At 62.7% G+C, this 15,488-nt stretch carries 14 protein-coding genes; 10 read left to right on the forward strand and 4 right to left on the reverse strand.

The window, feature by feature from the left end; genetic code table 11:
- Positions 1-9: 9 nt before the first annotated feature.
- Together LG385_RS22775 and LG385_RS22780 are read right to left on the reverse strand one after the other, a co-directional pair.
- Entirely contained in the window at positions 10-825 is an 816-nt protein-coding gene (locus tag LG385_RS22775) for a rhodanese-like domain-containing protein (protein ID WP_225776016.1), read from the reverse strand.
- A 48-nt stretch (positions 826-873) separates the two neighbouring features.
- Positions 874-2,391 (reverse strand): HDOD domain-containing protein, encoded by a 1,518-nt coding sequence (locus tag LG385_RS22780; protein WP_225776017.1) that lies wholly within the window; start codon positions 2,389-2,391, stop codon positions 874-876.
- Positions 2,392-2,664: 273 nt separating this feature from the next.
- On the opposite strand from LG385_RS22780, the gene motA reads away from it, so the two are divergent.
- Positions 2,665-3,516, forward strand: coding sequence for a flagellar motor stator protein MotA (gene motA / locus LG385_RS22785; protein ID WP_225776018.1), 852 nt, complete (start codon positions 2,665-2,667; stop codon positions 3,514-3,516).
- Between the two features lie 3 nt (positions 3,517-3,519).
- On the forward strand, positions 3,520-4,584 hold the full coding sequence (motB, locus tag LG385_RS22790; protein WP_225776019.1) for a flagellar motor protein MotB: 1,065 nt from the start codon (positions 3,520-3,522) through the stop codon (positions 4,582-4,584).
- 55 nt (positions 4,585-4,639) lie between these two features.
- Here the strand turns inward: motB and rsgA are convergent, their stop codons facing one another.
- A complete protein-coding gene (gene rsgA, locus LG385_RS22795; RefSeq protein WP_225776020.1) occupies positions 4,640-5,671 on the reverse strand; it encodes a small ribosomal subunit biogenesis GTPase RsgA in 1,032 nt (343 codons plus the stop codon).
- 115 nt (positions 5,672-5,786) lie between these two features.
- Between rsgA and orn the strand changes: the two genes are divergently transcribed.
- The gene (gene orn / locus LG385_RS22800; RefSeq protein ID WP_181110850.1) at positions 5,787-6,329 is read left to right on the forward strand and encodes an oligoribonuclease; all 543 of its coding nucleotides are present in this window, start codon (positions 5,787-5,789) and stop codon (positions 6,327-6,329) included.
- Here the strand turns inward: orn and queG are convergent.
- Positions 6,319-7,398 carry a tRNA epoxyqueuosine(34) reductase QueG gene (gene queG, locus LG385_RS22805; RefSeq protein ID WP_225776021.1) on the reverse strand — a complete coding sequence of 360 codons (1,080 nt, stop codon included), beginning with the start codon at positions 7,396-7,398 and terminating at the stop codon, positions 6,319-6,321. The two genes, orn and queG, sit on opposite strands and share 11 nt — an antisense overlap.
- 65 nt (positions 7,399-7,463) lie before the next feature.
- Here queG and LG385_RS22810 point away from each other — a divergent pair, with 65 nt between their 5' ends.
- From LG385_RS22810 to hflX, 7 genes are all read left to right on the forward strand, one after another.
- Positions 7,464-8,963: an NAD(P)H-hydrate dehydratase gene (locus LG385_RS22810; protein ID WP_225776022.1), complete on the forward strand. Its 1,500-nt coding sequence runs from the start codon at positions 7,464-7,466 to the stop codon at positions 8,961-8,963.
- On the forward strand, positions 8,951-9,415 hold the full coding sequence (gene tsaE, locus LG385_RS22815; RefSeq protein WP_181121561.1) for a tRNA (adenosine(37)-N6)-threonylcarbamoyltransferase complex ATPase subunit type 1 TsaE: 465 nt from the start codon (positions 8,951-8,953) through the stop codon (positions 9,413-9,415). The genes LG385_RS22810 and tsaE overlap by 13 nt, the downstream gene beginning before the upstream one ends.
- Before the next feature lie 22 nt (positions 9,416-9,437).
- Complete coding sequence (locus tag LG385_RS22820; protein WP_225776023.1) at positions 9,438-10,850, forward strand: N-acetylmuramoyl-L-alanine amidase; 1,413 nt, start codon at positions 9,438-9,440, stop codon at positions 10,848-10,850.
- On the forward strand, positions 10,847-12,769 hold the full coding sequence (gene mutL, locus LG385_RS22825) for a DNA mismatch repair endonuclease MutL (protein WP_225776024.1): 1,923 nt from the start codon (positions 10,847-10,849) through the stop codon (positions 12,767-12,769). Before LG385_RS22820 ends, mutL begins: the two co-directional genes overlap by 4 nt.
- 1 nt (position 12,770) lies before the next feature.
- The gene (miaA, locus tag LG385_RS22830; RefSeq protein ID WP_225776025.1) at positions 12,771-13,742 is read left to right on the forward strand and encodes a tRNA (adenosine(37)-N6)-dimethylallyltransferase MiaA; all 972 of its coding nucleotides are present in this window, start codon (positions 12,771-12,773) and stop codon (positions 13,740-13,742) included.
- Positions 13,743-13,829: 87 nt separating this feature from the next.
- Positions 13,830-14,090 carry an RNA chaperone Hfq gene (gene hfq / locus LG385_RS22835; RefSeq protein ID WP_181110844.1) on the forward strand — a complete coding sequence of 87 codons (261 nt, stop codon included), beginning with the start codon at positions 13,830-13,832 and terminating at the stop codon, positions 14,088-14,090.
- Positions 14,091-14,104: 14 nt separating this feature from the next.
- Positions 14,105-15,406, forward strand: coding sequence for a ribosome rescue GTPase HflX (gene hflX, locus LG385_RS22840; protein WP_225776026.1), 1,302 nt, complete (start codon positions 14,105-14,107; stop codon positions 15,404-15,406).
- Positions 15,407-15,488: the final 82 nt, after the last annotated feature.

The following is a 15,488-nucleotide window of genomic DNA, read 5'->3' on the forward strand; positions in this document are numbered from 1 at the left end:
GGATAACCCTTAAACGTCTACAGGGGTGTCGGGGTGGTTGCCCCATTCGCCCCAGGAACCGGCATAGGCTTTCACCCGGGGATAACCGAGTGCCTTGGCGGCCAGATAGGTGAAGCCGGACCGATGGTGGGTCTGGCAGTGCGTGATGATTTCCTTGTCCGGTGTGATGCCGAGGCGTTCAAGAACCTGCGCAAGGTCCTGGCGCATACGCAAGGCGCGTGTTGCGTCCATGCCGGCGGTCCACTCGAAGTTTACCGCGCCGGGGATGTGCCCTCCGCGCGCGGCAACCACTTTCTGCCCTGAATACTCCAACGGCCCGCGCGCGTCCCAGATGGCGAGATCCGCCGCGCCCAGGCGGCTGCGCAGGTAGTCGAGCGTTGCGGTCGGCCCCTCGTCGAGGGTAAGGCTGACCTGCCCTTGGGCGGGCAAGAGTACGTCGGTGCTCAGCTCGCGGCCCTCGGCCTGCCACGCGAGCAGGCCACCATTAAGGTAGTGATAACGGCTGTGGCCGACCACGTCCAGCAGCCAGATGAACCGGCCGGCCCAGCCACCTCCTTCGTCGTCGTACACCACGTAGGTGACGTCGGGGCCGTGGCCCAGCTCGGCGAACAGTGCGTTGAGGCTGTCGATGGAGGGCAACAGGCCCGGTGCAGGCGGCTTGCCCAATTGAGTGCGCGCCGGTGCCACGAACCGTGCACCAGGAATATGCCCGGCCGCATAGCGTTCGGCGCTGGTGAGATCGACCACCACCAGCCCGGGCACATTCAGCCGCGACGCCAGGTCGGCGGGTTCGATCACCAGCCCCAGACCAGAGAAGTCAGCCATGCAAGCGTCCCCAAGAATTGACAGAAGGCCACGATTGTAGCGCAACCCTCAGCGGCTGCGGTTACTGAACACGGTCAGCGCCCGCTCGATGCATTGGGCCGTCTTGGTAAAGGCTTGCACACTGGTATCGGCCATGCGCAAGCCGCCCTGGTCGGCAAGCACCAGCATCAGCACGCGGTCTTGGCTGCTGATGGAGCGCAGCAGCAAATGCTCCCCACGAAACATCACCCGCAGGCTGGCCGGGATCAGCCGAGACAGCGAGGCATTGTTTTCCGGCGTGAGGCGTAGCTGCCCCGGCCGCTCTACCAATCGCTGCAACAGCGGCGCATGTGCAAGCACCATGCTCAGATCGGCTGCCGCCTTGGGCAGGCCGAACACCTGATGAACCCGCAGGTTGGCTTGTGCCTTGTCCACCATCAGCAGGGCAATGCGGCGCATGCCACAGGCTTCCAGCGCCTGCATGGCAACGCCGGTCAGGTGCATGGCGTTGTTGAAGGGGCTTGGTTCCTCGAGCAGGGTCTGGCAATGCTGCCGCCAGAGTGCCAGCGCTTCCTGGGATGGGCCGGGGACCGGCAGCAGGCCCGCGTGCACACGGCGTTCGTCGGGTGGCCATACCAAGGTGACCGCGGGGTGCCAAACGCCTTCGGCTGCATGGGTACGGGCGCTTTGTACGGCGAGCAGATGGGACTGCTGTTGGGTCTGCTCCAGAGGGGCCTGGGTGTACAGTGCAAGCAGTTGTTGCCAGCGTGCCACATGCGGGGTGCCCCACCCCTGTTCGCACGCCAGGGCCAGGCCATTGGCCAGCAGCACCGTATTGGCGGGCTGGTTCAGCCAGCGGTACAGCTCGGGGTTTGCATCCAGCTGATGTTGCTGGCGCAGCGGGTCCTCTTCGCGCGCGATCAGCATGGCCTTGGCCAATGAGCGGCGTTCCTGGGTAAGGGTGCGATAACCCTGGCGCACCCAGGCAGGCAGGCCCCAGTAGTCGGCGAGCGCCTTGCACAGGTCGAGCACACGTACACCAAACAGCTCGTGCTCCACCCGGGCGGCGTCTTCGCCCTTGTGGAGCACGCGCAGGTCCCACTCTTCGAACAGCTTCGGCTCGGTCACTGCCAGGGGCCACAGCGGTGCAAGAAACAGCAGGCTGCCCCAATGGATCTCCTGCCACAGCCTGGCCAGCCGAGCGGCGAAGAAGCCGCTGGCTTGCTGGGTGGCGTGCTGGCTCACCAGCTGCAACTGGCGAAGCGGCAATGGAATATCTGCGGGATCCAGCGCGGGCACGCGAGTGAGTAATTCTTCAGTGCGTTTAAGGCCGAGGCGGTTAAGCGCGATTTCGAGGCTTTCCGCAGGCTCCACCAGGCTGCCGCTGGCCTGCAGGTTGGCCTCGCGGATTACGTTCAAGGCGAGCGCCGGGCTGTTCTGCATGCATTCGGCAATGTCGCGCAGGGAGCTGCGGCTATCGCTGAGAACGGTACACACCCGCTGGTGGCTGTCCCGGGGTACTGGAATGCGGACATTGCCGAGCGTTTTCACCCATGCGTCGATGTTCTGCTGCCGGACTGCTGACATAGAAGGAATTGCTCGCTCGAACTGGTTTTTGAGATTTATACGCAAAGTGCCTGCATTCGGCCATGCTGCGTCAATACTGCCTCAACAACGATGATTCACAGTTACTCAGCCGCGCGGGCGTTTCGTTTTTTCCGCGCCTGCCCTTCGCTTGATGACTTTTCGTACAAACCTCACGAATCGTCACTATAGTCTGGCGCAGGTCTGCCGATAGGTAGAAGCAGAGATTGAGACGGCCCCGTGCCAAGTTTTCCACGTTTCGAAGTGTCCTGACCTATGGCTAAAATTATCGGCATGATCGTCGTGTTCGCGAGCGTACTCGGCGGATACGTCCTTTCCCACGGGCAAATCGCGGCCCTGATCCAGCCTTTCGAGGTGTTGATCATCGGTGGCGCCTGCCTTGGCGCTTTTTTGCAGGCCAACCCTGGCTCGATGACCATGATCGTCCTCAAGAAATCCTTGAAGATGTTCAAGTCTCGTTTCACCCACGCCTTCTACCTTGAAGTGCTGGGCCTGGTCTACGAGATCCTCAACAAAAGCCGCCGCGAAGGCATGATGGCGATTGAAAGCGACATCGAAGATGCCGCAGCCAGCCCTATCTTCGCCAAGTACCCGGCGGTACTCAACGATGCCCGCATGACCGCGTTCATCTGCGATTACCTGCGCATCATGTCCTCGGGCAACATGGCTCCCCACGAGCTTGAAGGCTTGTTCGACATGGAGCTGCTGAGCATGAAAGAAGAGCTCGAGCACCCCTCACACGCGGTGCAGGGCATTGCCGACGGTTTGCCAGGCTTCGGTATCGTGGCAGCAGTGTTGGGGATCGTGGTGACCATGGCCTCGCTCGGCGACGGTGACAAGGCCGCCATCGGTGGCCACGTGGGCGCGGCGCTGGTCGGTACCTTCCTTGGTATTCTCGCGGCGTATGGCTTCTTCGGCCCGTTGTCCTCCACCTTGGCTCACGATGCCAAGGAAGAGATGAACGTGTTCGAGGCTATCAAGGCTTCGCTGGTGGCTTCGGCTTCCGGCATGCCGCCCACCCTGGCGGTGGAATTCGGGCGCAAAGTGCTTTACCCGGCACACCGTCCGAGCTTCGCAGAGCTGGAACAAGCAGTACGCGGTCGCTAAGCCATGGAAAATAATCAGCCGATCATCGTCAAGCGGGTAAAACGCTTTGGCGGCGGGCACCACGGGGGTGCCTGGAAAATTGCCTTCGCCGACTTCGCAACCGCGATGATGGCCTTCTTCCTGGTGCTGTGGCTGTTGTCTGAAGCCACGCCCGAGCAGAAGCTCGCTATCGCTGGTTACTTCAAGGACCCGATCGGCTTTACCGAAAGCGGCTCGCCATATGTGATCGACCTTGGTGGGTCGCCACAACTGGCGCCGGACCACACGCTCAACCCGGAAACCAAGGACACGCCGCCACGGCCCGAGGCGCAGACTGACGTGAACCCAGAGCAGGCGGAGAATATCGCCGAGAAGATCGAGAAAGACCGCCTCGAGCTGTTGTTGCAAGAGCTGCAGAACAAGGTGGACGAAAACCCGCAGCTGAAGAAATTCAAGGATCAGATCCTGTTCGAGATCACTCAGGACGGCCTGCGCATCCAGATCATGGACGCGGACAACCGACCGATGTTCGACCTCGGCAGTGCGCGGCTCAAGCCCTACTTCGAAGATATCCTGCTGGCGATGGCAGACACCATCAAGGAAGTGCCGAACAAGGTCAGTATCAGTGGCCATACCGATGCCAAGCCCTACGCGGCCAGCGCGGACTTCGGCAACTGGGAGCTGTCGGCCAACCGCGCCAACGCCGCACGCCGCGCCTTGGTAACCGGTGGCTATCCGGAGCCGCAGATTGCACGAGTAGTGGGGTATGGGTCATCTGCGCTGTTTGATCGCAAGGATCCACTGAACCCGGTAAACCGTCGTATCGACATCATTGTGCTTAACAAAAAGGCACAGCGGGACATCGAAGGCGAACAGCCAGAAGGTGACCAGGCGACTCCGCCGGCCGCACCGAGCGCGCCGGCAGCAGCACCAGGTACACCTGGGGCAGCGGCACCCGTCGCTCCGCCAGCGGCAGCTGCAGTAGCTGGGCAGAACCCTACGGTTCAGCCCCGCGAACTGCGAGAGAAGCTCAACATCTTTGACAGCGGCGCGCTGAAGATGGAAGCACCGGCGGGCAAGCAGCTGTAGGTCTGTTTCGCGAGCGTAGCCCGCGAAACAGCGTCACAACGATGGGAGCGGTCGCTCAGTACCGCTCTTCAGGCAAGCTGGCGATAATAGCCCGGTAGCTGTGCATCCGCTGTGGGTGGATGCGCCCATCTTCCAACGCCAGCAACAGGGCGCAGCCGGGTTCCCGGTCGTGCTTGCAGTCGCGGAAGCGGCAGCGGCCGAGCAAGCCGGCGAACTCGATAAAGCCCGCTTCCACGTCGTCCCGGCTCACGTGCACCAGGCCGAACTCCCGGATGCCCGGCGAATCGATCAGGTCGCCCCCCAACGGGAAATGGAACAGCTTGGCCGTGGTGGTGGTGTGGGTGCCTTGCCCGGACCAGTCCGACAGCGCACCTACCCGCGCCTGAGCGTCGGGCAGCAGCGTGTTCACCAGCGAAGACTTGCCCACGCCCGATTGCCCCACGAACACACTGGTGTGCCCCTTGAGCCGCTCCTTGAGCTGCTGCATGCCATCGCCTTCATGGGCGGACACCTCCAGCAGCGGGTAGCCCAGTTGCCGGTAAGCTTCGAGCAGGTCGTTGAGCTTGCCTTCGTTGTCGGCGTTGATCAGGTCGGCCTTGTTCAACAGCAACAACGGATGAATGCCCGCGTGCTCGGCCGCTACCAGATAACGGTCGATCAGGTTTGCCTGAGGTTCGGGCGCCGGTGCGAACACGATCACGATCAGGTCGACGTTGGCGGCCACGGGCTTGAGCTGACCGCGATGGTCGGGGCGGCATAGCTCGGTGCTGCGCGGCAATTGCGCCACGATCACGCCGATCCCTTGATTGCCGGCGCGCCACACCACGCGGTCACCGGTCACCAGTGCTGGCAGGTTGGCGCGCAGGTGGCAGCGGAATACTTCGCCGACGTGTTCGCCCTGTTGCGCTTCCACTTCTACCTGCACGCCGTAGTGCGCAATGATCAGGCCGGTTTCTTCGGGCCCCAGATCGCCGCCCTCAAGCACTTCTGCCGCCTGCGATTCCCGCTTGGCAGCTCTGTCGGCGCGTTCATTCTGGATTTTATCGATGCGCCAGGCCTGGCGACGGTTCAGTTGGCGTTTGGCCATGGGATTCCTGAAAAAAGCGCCGTGGACAGGCGCGAAACAGCGGGGGATAGGTCAGGCGCAGGAGTCTAGCATGCGCCGGTAAGCTACACTTCGCAGTCTTGTCGAGGAGATTGCAATGCTTAACCCCACCAACCTGATCTGGATCGATCTGGAAATGACCGGGCTGGATCCGGACAACGACGTCATCATCGAAATGGCCACCATTGTGACCGACAGCCAGCTCAACACCTTGGCTGAAGGCCCCGTGATCGCCATTCACCACAGCGATGAAGTGTTGGCGCGCATGGACGAGTGGAACACTCGGCAACATGGCGGCTCGGGGCTGACCCAGCGCGTACGTGACAGCAAGGTATCGATGGCCGAGGCCGAGGCCCAGACCCTCGCGTTCCTTGAACAATGGGTGCCCAAGGGCAAATCCCCGATCTGTGGCAACAGCATCTGCCAGGACCGGCGCTTCCTCTACCGGCACATGCCGGCGCTGGAGGGTTACTTCCACTACCGCAACCTGGACGTGTCCACGCTCAAGATCCTGGCTGGGCTCTGGGCACCTGACGTACTTGGCAGCTTGAAGAAAGGCGGCAGCCACCTGGCATTGGACGACATTCGCGAATCCATCGCCGAACTGCAGCACTACCGCCAGCACTTCATCAAGGCGTAACCGCAACCGCCTCGCCGTGGCGGCCGAGCGCCCATTCCACATGCTCGCGTACCAGTGCCGAGGGGTGGCCCAGCCGCGCGCGCAACGCTTCCACGACCGCGATGGTAGTGGGAGCGTTGCCCAGCCCTACTGCCAGGTTGCGAAGCCAGCGCTCGTAGCCTGCGCGTCGCAGGGGCGAGCCTTCGGTATGGGATAGAAACGTTTGCTCGTCCCAGCGAAACAGCGCCGCCAGCTCTGCGTTATCCAGCCCATGGCGCGGAGTGAAATCCCCCTCGGTAGTGGGGCGGGCGAAGCGGTTCCAGGGGCACACCAATTGGCAATCGTCGCAGCCGAATACCCGGTTGCCGATCAGCGGCCGCAGCGCCTCGGGGATCGACCCCTTGTACTCGATGGTGAGATAGGAAATGCACCGCCGCGCATCCAGCTGGTACGGGCCGATGAAAGCGTTGGTCGGGCAGATGTCCAGGCATGCATGGCATTTGCCGCAATGCTCGCTGGCCTGAGGTGGGTCGGTGGGCAGCGGCAAATCCACGAACAGCTCACCTAAGAAGAAATAGCTGCCCGCCTTGCGGTTCAGCACTAGCGTGTTTTTGCCGATCCAGCCAAGGCCCGCTTGCTCGGCGATCGCTTTCTCTAGCACCGGCGCGCTGTCCACGAACGCCCGATAACCGAACGGCCCGATTACCGCGCTGATACGTTCGGCCAGTTGCTGCAGGCGTTTGCGCACAACCTTGTGGTAATCGCGGCCAAGGGCGTAGCGGGAAATGTAAGCCTTCTCGGGCTGTGCCAGGCGCTCGGCCATGCGGGTGTCGCCGGGCAGGTAATCCATTCGCACTGAAACAACCCGCAGCGTGCCAGGTACCAACTCCTCGGGCCGCCACCGCTTGCTGCCGTGGGCGGCCATATAGTCCATTTCGCCGTGGTGCCCTGCGTCCAGCCAGCGTTGCAGGTGCTGCTCGTGTTCGCCCAGGGAAAGGCCGCTGATGCCCACCTGCTGAAAGCCCAGCTCACGGCCCCAGTCCTTGATGGACGAGGCAAGTTCGGTAAGGTCAAGAACGGCGGCGGACATGAAAAGGGGAAACCAAGGCTGGGGTGGGTATAATTCTGCCAGACATCCACGCTCATGGTTGAACGATGGCACAGGCTGATAACCCTTTACCCGACGTACTGTATACCGGCGCCCAGGTGCGAGACCTCGACGCACGGCTTATCGCCGCCGGCACCCCAGGCTTGGAGCTGATGCAGCGCGCCGCCAACGCCTGCTGGCGCGCGCTACGCCTGCGCTGGCCCCACGCCGCGGAAGTTACCGTGCTGGCGGGGGCGGGCAACAACGGGGCAGATGGCTACCTGATAGCGGCCTTGGCCCGGCGAGCCGGTTGGCACGCCACTGTTATTGCGCTGGCGCCCGCTGACAAACTCACCGGTGATGCCGCTGCGGCATTCGCCGAAGCTCAAGCTGCTGGTGTGCAATGTCAGCCATGGAGCACCGGCGCCGCTTTACGAGGCGTACTGGTCGATGCGCTACTAGGCACCGGGCTGGGCCGGGAAGTGCAAGGCGTGTATGCCCAGGCCATCGAGGCGGTCAATACCAGCGGCCTGGGCGTACTGGCCGTGGATATACCGTCCGGCCTGAACGCCGATACCGGCCATGTAATGGGCACTGCGGTGCGCGCTGATCTTACGGTGACCTTCATTGCCCTCAAGCTGGGGCTGTTTACCGGCGAGGCGCCAACGCTTGTGGGTTCGTTGGTATTCGATGACCTGAACGCCGATGCTTCGATACTCGCCCAAGTGAAGCCGCAGGCCACGTTGCTCAAGCCCGGAGGCCTGCCATTGCCGGCCCCGCGGGTGGCAACCGCGCACAAGGGGCAGTTCGGCCGGGTGCTGGTAATAGGCGGCGAACGAGGAACGGGCGGCGCCGCGATCATGGCGGCCGAGTCAGCCTTGCGCACCGGTGCTGGCATGGTTTCGCTCGCCACTCGTGATGTGCATCTGGCGCCTGCATTGACCCGCTTGCCTGAAGTGATGACCGCAGCAGTCGATTCGGCCAACCAGTTGCCAGCCCTGATCAAGGCCGCCTCCGTGCTGGTGGTCGGGCCGGGGATGGGTACAGGTGCCTGGGGGCGAAGCCTGCTGTCGGTTGCAGCGTCCAGCCAAACGGCGCAGGTATGGGATGCCGATGCGCTCAACCTGCTCAGTGAAGGCGTGGTGGCGCTGCCCTCGGGCTCAGTGATCACCCCGCACCCGGGCGAGGCTGCACGCCTGCTGGGAATGAGCACGGCCGATGTGCAAGCCGATCGCCCTTCGGCGGCGCTGGCGTTGGCCCGTAAATATGGCAACGTTTGCGTGCTCAAGGGCGCAGGTAGCCTGATTGCCGACCCCGATGGCCGGCTCGCCCTGTGTGATCGCGGGCACCCTGCCATGGCCACCGCCGGTTTGGGCGATGTGCTATCGGGTGTGATCGGCGCGTTGCTGGCCCAGCATATGTCTGCCTTCGATGCGGCGTGCCTGGGTGTGTGGTTGCATGCCACCGCCGGCGAGCAGCAGGGCGCGAAAGGGCGAGGGCTGGCTGCCGTCGATCTGATTCCCGCCATCCGTCAGTTATTGGAAGAGGTTGCGCCATGCAAAGCCTGACACTATTCGTGCCTGATGAGGCAGCGATGACCGCATTGGGCGCTCGCCTCGCTCACGCTACACAAGGGCGCGGTACCGTGTTCCTCGAGGGCGACCTGGGGGCTGGCAAAACTACCCTGTCGCGAGGCATCGTCCGCGGTTTTGGGCACACCGGCGCGGTCAAAAGCCCAACCTTCACGTTGGTGGAGCCGTACGAACTAGGCGATGTGGCGCTTTATCACTTCGACCTCTACCGTCTTGCAGATCCCGAAGAGCTTGAATTCATGGGGATTCGCGACTACTTCGAGGGCAACGCACTGTGCCTGGTTGAATGGCCGGCAAAAGGTGAGGGCGTTTTGCCAAAGCCCGACCTGACCATTACCATAAGCGCCCATGAGCCCGGGCGCCGTCTTGAACTGCGCGCCGAGAGCTCGGTCGGTGAAACGTGGTTGGGCGCGCTGGCGCCTGGTTGATCAATGAAGGGGTGGGGAACATATGCGCATTCGCGCGCTGATCGCAGTCGTGGGACTTTGGCTTACGGCATTCGCGGTCGACGCTATGGCCGTCACGCAAGTCAAGAGCATGCGGTTGTGGCGAGCTCCCGATAACACCCGTCTGGTGTTCGATCTGTCAGGCCCGGTGGAACACAGTGTGTTCACACTCACGGCACCAGACCGCCTGGTGATCGACATCAATGGCGCGACCCTGGCCGGGATATTGAACGTCTCTACGGCCAACACCCCTATTGGCAGTGTGCGCTCCGCTCAGCGCACCCCGACCGACCTGCGCGTGGTGGTAGACCTCAAAAAGCCCCTCACGCCCAAAAGCTTCACCCTTGCGCCCAACCAGCAGTATGGCAATCGCCTGGTAGTGGACCTGTATGACCAAGCTTCGGATGCTGAGCCTGCCGCGCCGCCGCCCACCATCGCCACCACGCCAGCGGTGCCGGTGACGCCGGCCAAGCCGGAAATAAAGCTGGCCCCTGTGCCCAACGGAAAGCGTGACATCATCATCGCCATCGACGCAGGGCACGGCGGCGAAGACCCGGGCGCCTCCGGTTCGCGCGGCGAGCACGAGAAAGACGTGGTGCTGGCGATCGCCAAGGAACTGCAACGGCAGATCAACCAGGAGAAAGGCTTCCGGGCCGAACTCACCCGTACCGGCGACTACTTCATTCCGCTACGCGGCCGTACCGAAATCGCCCGCAAGAAGGGCGCCGACCTGTTCGTTTCGATCCATGCCGACGCCGCGCCGTCTTCGGCGGCCTACGGGGCTTCGGTGTTCGCGTTGTCCGAGCGCGGGGCCACCTCGGAAACGGCCCGCTGGCTGGCTGACAGCGAAAACCGCTCCGACTTGATTGGCGGGGCGGGCAACGTGAGCCTGGACGACAAGGACCGCATGCTGGCTGGCGTGCTGCTGGACCTGTCCATGACGGCGTCCCTCAGCTCCAGCCTGAACGTTGGGCAGAAAGTGCTGAGTAACATTGGCCGGGTAACCACCTTGCACAAGAGCCGGGTAGAGCAGGCCGCGTTCATGGTACTGAAATCCCCGGACATCCCGTCGATTCTGGTAGAAACGGGTTTCATTTCCAATTCCGGCGAATCCAGCAAGTTGCGGTCCGCCGCTCACCAGCAGGCGCTGGCACGCTCTATCCGTGCCGGAGTGAAGCAGTTCTTCGAGCAAAATCCGCCACCTGGCACCTACATCGCCTGGCTGCGGGATTCCGGCAAGCTGGCGCGCAGCGAAAGCGAGCACACCGTGCGCAGCGGCGAAACCTTACCCATGATCGCGACCCGCTATCAGGTGTCGGTCAGTGCGCTGCGCAGTGCCAATGACTTGAAAAGCGATGAGCTGAAAATCGGCCAGTTGTTGACCATTCCTTCCACCGCTGTGGCGGCTCAACCATGAACGGCGCCGCGCGTATCGAATTGCTGAGCCCTCGGCTGGCGAACCAGATCGCCGCGGGCGAAGTTGTCGAGCGGCCGGCTTCGGTCATCAAGGAGTTGTTGGAAAACAGCCTGGATTCCGGTGCGCGTCGCATCGACGTGGAAGTGGAGCAGGGCGGCGTGAAGCTGCTCAAGGTTCGCGACGACGGCTCCGGTATCGCTTCCGATGACCTTCCGTTGGCGCTGGCCCGGCATGCCACCAGCAAGATCCGCGACCTTGAAGACCTCGAGCGGGTAATGAGCCTTGGCTTTCGTGGCGAGGCCCTGGCGTCCATCAGCTCGGTAGCTCGGCTGGTGCTCACGTCGCGCACGGTCGATGCGGACCAGGCCTGGCAGGTGGAAACCGAAGGCCGTGACATGGCGCCCCGGGTGCAGCCAGCGGCGCACCCGGTTGGTACCTCGGTGGAAGTGCGCGATTTGTTCTTCAATACCCCGGCACGGCGCAAGTTTCTCAAAAGCGAGAAGACCGAATTCGATCATTTGCAGGAAGTGATCCGGCGCCTGGCCCTGGCGCGTTTCGACGTTGCCTTCCACCTGCGCCACAACGGCAAAAGCGTGCTCAGCCTGCATGAGGCCCATGACGAGGCAATGCGCGCGCGCCGCGTAGGTGCCATTTGCGGGCCAGGCTTCCTTGAGCAGGCCATGCCGATCGAGGTAGAGCGCAGCGGCTTGCGGCTGTGGGGTTGGGTAGGCTTGCCTACGTTCTCCCGCAGCCAGGCAGACATGCAGTATTTCTTCGTCAATGGTCGCGCGGTGCGGGACAAACTGGTCGCCCACGCTGTACGCCAGGCTTACCGGGACGTGCTGTTCAACGGTCGCCACCCGACCTTTGTGCTGTTCCTGGAAGTAGACCCCGCCGTGGTCGATGTGAATGTCCACCCCACCAAGCACGAAGTGCGCTTCCGTGACGGGCGCATGGTGCACGACTTCCTGTACGGCACCTTGCACCGTGCCCTCGCTGAAGTTCGGCCCGAGGATCAACTGGCGGCAGCGCCTGCGCCAACGGCGGCACTGGGTGTGGCGCGGCCCACAGGCCTGGGTGTCGGCGAATTCGGCCCCCAGGAGGAGATAGCGCTCGCCGCGCGGCCTTTGCAGTCCCAACAGCAACAGTTCCAGTCCCAGCCTCAGGTTGCTTATGGCCAGGGGAGCGGTGGTGGCTACGCCAACTACAGTGGAGGGGCCGAACGGCGCCCCGCTGTACCCCTGGCCGAGGCCGGTGGCGTGTACCGGGCGTTCTTCGCGCCCTTGGCCGAAGGCGAGCCATCCAGCCCTGGGCTGCCCGAGCAACAAGGGGAAGTGCCTCCATTGGGGTTCGCGCTGGCGCAACTCAAGGGTATCTACATCCTGGCGGAAAACGCCCACGGCCTGGTGCTGGTGGACATGCACGCCGCGCACGAGCGCATCATGTACGAGCGGCTCAAGGTGGCTATGGCCAGCGAAGGGCTGAGCGGCCAGCCCTTGCTCGTGCCCGAGTCCCTTGCGGTGAGCCAGCGCGAGGCGGATTGCGCCGAAGAGCACACCGGTTGGTTCTCCCGCCTGGGCTTCGAATTGCAGCGCCTGGGCCCCGAAACCCTCGCCATTCGGCAGATCCCGGCCCTGCTCAAGCAGGCGGAGGCGAACCGGCTGGTGGCCGACGTGCTGGCGGACCTGATGGAATACGGGACCAGTGACCGTATCCAAGCCCACCTTAACGAACTGCTGGGCACCATGGCCTGTCACGGGGCGGTACGTGCCAACCGGCGCTTGGCTGTTCCTGAAATGAACGCGCTGCTGCGGGACATGGAAACCACCGAGCGCAGCGGGCAGTGTAATCACGGCAGGCCCACCTGGACCCAGCTTGGGCTGGATGAACTCGACAAGCTCTTCCTGCGGGGCCGCTGACATGTCCAGATTGCCGCCCGCCATCTTCCTGATGGGGCCTACGGCTTCCGGTAAGACCGACCTTGCCATGGAGCTGGCGCGGGTACTGCCCTGCGACCTGATCAGCGTGGATTCGGCCCTCGTCTACAAGGGCATGGATATCGGTACGGCCAAACCTTCGAAGCAACAGCTGGCCGAATTCCCTCACCGTCTGGTGGATATTCTCGACCCTGCCCAGGCCTACTCCGCAGCGGATTTTCGCCGCGATGCGCTGGAGGCCATGGCCGAGATCACCGCGCGGGGGCGAATTCCCTTGCTGGTGGGCGGCACCATGCTCTATTTCAAGGCCTTGCTGGACGGACTCGCCGACATGCCGAGCGCCGATCCCGCCATTCGCCAGGCGCTGGAAGCTCAAGCCGAGGCCGAAGGGTTGCAGGCATTGCATGCCGAATTAAGCAAGGTGGACCCCGTCTCGGCGGCCCGGATTCATCCCAACGATCCGCAGCGGATCATCCGCGCGCTGGAAGTCTTCCATGCCGGCGGTATAAGCATGACCGACCTGCGCCTGCGGCAAATTGCTGAAAATGGCGCGCCAGGCGCGTCGGCCACGCTTCAATTACCCTATACTGTCGCCAGCCTTGCCATCGCACCGGCCGAGCGGTCGGTGTTGCATGCGCGCATTGCCCAGCGGTTCGAACAAATGCTTGAACAGGGTTTCATCGGTGAGGTCAGACAGTTGCGTAGCAGAGGAGACCTGCACGCAGGCTTGCCCTCCATCAGGGCGGTCGGGTATCGGCAGGTGTGGGATCATCTCGACGGCAGGCTATCTGCCGAGGAAATGAAAGAGCGGGGCATTATTGCAACGCGCCAGTTGGCCAAACGGCAATTCACCTGGTTGCGCGGCTGGGATGATCTGAAGTGGCTCGACAGCCTTGCTAGCGACAATCTGACGCAGTCCTTGAAATACCTTGGTTCGATCTCCATATTGAGCTGAGTCATGCGTTGCCGTCTATCCTTGGGGGAAAGCCGGTCAGCTATTATTTTTGAAGTCTATTTATTGATCCTTAAAGGAGTGCGGCACATGTCAAAAGGGCATTCGCTACAAGACCCTTACTTGAACACATTGCGTAAAGAAAAAGTGGGGGTGTCGATTTATCTGGTAAACGGCATCAAGCTGCAGGGTACTATCGAATCGTTCGACCAGTTCGTGATCCTGTTGAAGAACACTGTCAGCCAGATGGTCTACAAGCACGCAATCTCTACCGTCGTTCCCGTTCGCCCGATCCGCCTGCCAAGCGCTGGTGACGCCGAACAAGCCGACGCCGAACCCGGAAACGCCTGATATAGGAGCCTCCTTTGTTCTTTGAGCGCCACGGTGGTGGTGAACGGGCAATTCTCGTTCATCTGGATGGACAAGACCCTGAGGCGCGCGAAGACCCGCAGGAGTTTCAGGAGTTGGCAGCCTCGGCAGGTGCCGAGACAATCGCTTTCGTGAGCGTCTCGCGTCATCAGCCGACGGCCAAATACCTGATCGGTACCGGTAAGGTCGACGAACTGCGCGAGCAGGTGAAGGCGGGCGAAGTCGATCTCGTTATCTTCAATCACACCCTCACGCCCAGCCAGGAGCGTAACCTCGAGCGCGCCTTCGAATGCCGCGTACTCGACCGCACCGGGCTTATCCTTGATATCTTCGCTCAGCGCGCCCGTACCCATGAAGGCAAGCTGCAGGTCGAACTGGCCCAGCTGGAGCACATGAGCACCCGTCTTGTACGCGGGTGGACGCACCTTGAGCGGCAGAAAGGCGGGATCGGGCTACGTGGCCCGGGGGAAACCCAGCTTGAAACCGACCGTCGCCTGCTACGGGTTCGCCTGCGGCAGATCAAGGCGCGGCTGGAAAAGGTTCGCAGCCAGCGCGAACAGGCCCGCCGGGGCCGCAAGCGCGCGGATATTCCGTCAGTGTCCCTGGTGGGCTATACCAACGCCGGCAAGTCGACCCTGTTCAATGCCATTACCCAGTCCGACGTTTATGCGGCGGATCAACTGTTCGCAACGCTTGACCCTACGCTGCGCCGGCTGGAGTTGGCGGACATCGGCCCGATCGTGTTGGCCGACACCGTAGGCTTCATTCGCCACCTGCCGCACAAGCTGGTCGAGGCCTTCCGGGCCACGCTCGAAGAATCCGCCAGCTCCGACCTGCTGTTGCATGTGATCGACGCCCATGAGCCCGAGCGAATGGCGCAGGTTGAGCAAGTAATGGCTGTGCTCACCGAGATCGGCGCGCAAGGGCTGCCGATTCTCGAGGTGTATAACAAGCTTGACCTCCTGGAGGCGGTAGAACCGCACATCCAGCGTGGCGAGGACGGCAAGCCGCAACGGGTATGGGTGTCGGCGCGGGATGGCCGGGGCCTGGAGCTCGTTGGCAAGGCGATTGCCGAACTGCTCGGTGAAGACCTTTTCGTGGCAACCCTGCGGTTGCCTCAGCAGCTGGGGCGCCTCAGGGCGCAATTCTTCTCGTCTGGCGCGGTGCAGGGCGAAGCCCATGACGAGAGTGGCGCCAGTTTGCTCGATGTGCGTTTACCCCGGGTAGAGTTGAACCGGCTGGTTAGCCGGGAAGGCTTGAAACCTCTGGAATTCATCCAGGAACACACTTTGCAATAAAAGCTCTCCGCGTTGGTTTGGTCGGGAGGGCTCGCATTCTGTAGCATTGGCCGACGCGCCGCGGGTGCGTCTTAGCTTTATC

It is taken from the genome of Pseudomonas sp. Marseille-Q5115 (assembly GCF_916618905.1).
Lineage (GTDB): Bacteria > Pseudomonadota > Gammaproteobacteria > Pseudomonadales > Pseudomonadaceae > Aquipseudomonas > Aquipseudomonas japonica_A.

Bases quoted from the DNA above. Each gene is read 5' to 3' on its own strand.
- LG385_RS22775 (WP_225776016.1), bottom strand. From the start codon at position 825: ATGGCTGACTTCTCTGGTCTGGGGCTGGTGATCGAACCCGCCGACCTG.
- LG385_RS22780 (WP_225776017.1), bottom strand. From the start codon at position 2,391: ATGTCAGCAGTCCGGCAGCAGAACATCGACGCATGGGTGAAAACGCTC.
- motA (WP_225776018.1), top strand. From the start codon at position 2,665: ATGGCTAAAATTATCGGCATGATCGTCGTGTTCGCGAGCGTACTCGGC.
- motB (WP_225776019.1), top strand. From the start codon at position 3,520: ATGGAAAATAATCAGCCGATCATCGTCAAGCGGGTAAAACGCTTTGGC.
- rsgA (WP_225776020.1), bottom strand. From the start codon at position 5,671: ATGGCCAAACGCCAACTGAACCGTCGCCAGGCCTGGCGCATCGATAAA.
- orn (WP_181110850.1), top strand. From the start codon at position 5,787: ATGCTTAACCCCACCAACCTGATCTGGATCGATCTGGAAATGACCGGG.
- queG (WP_225776021.1), bottom strand. From the start codon at position 7,398: ATGTCCGCCGCCGTTCTTGACCTTACCGAACTTGCCTCGTCCATCAAG.
- LG385_RS22810 (WP_225776022.1), top strand. From the start codon at position 7,464: ATGGCACAGGCTGATAACCCTTTACCCGACGTACTGTATACCGGCGCC.
- tsaE (WP_181121561.1), top strand. From the start codon at position 8,951: ATGCAAAGCCTGACACTATTCGTGCCTGATGAGGCAGCGATGACCGCA.
- LG385_RS22820 (WP_225776023.1), top strand. From the start codon at position 9,438: ATGCGCATTCGCGCGCTGATCGCAGTCGTGGGACTTTGGCTTACGGCA.
- mutL (WP_225776024.1), top strand. From the start codon at position 10,847: ATGAACGGCGCCGCGCGTATCGAATTGCTGAGCCCTCGGCTGGCGAAC.
- miaA (WP_225776025.1), top strand. From the start codon at position 12,771: ATGTCCAGATTGCCGCCCGCCATCTTCCTGATGGGGCCTACGGCTTCC.
- hfq (WP_181110844.1), top strand. From the start codon at position 13,830: ATGTCAAAAGGGCATTCGCTACAAGACCCTTACTTGAACACATTGCGT.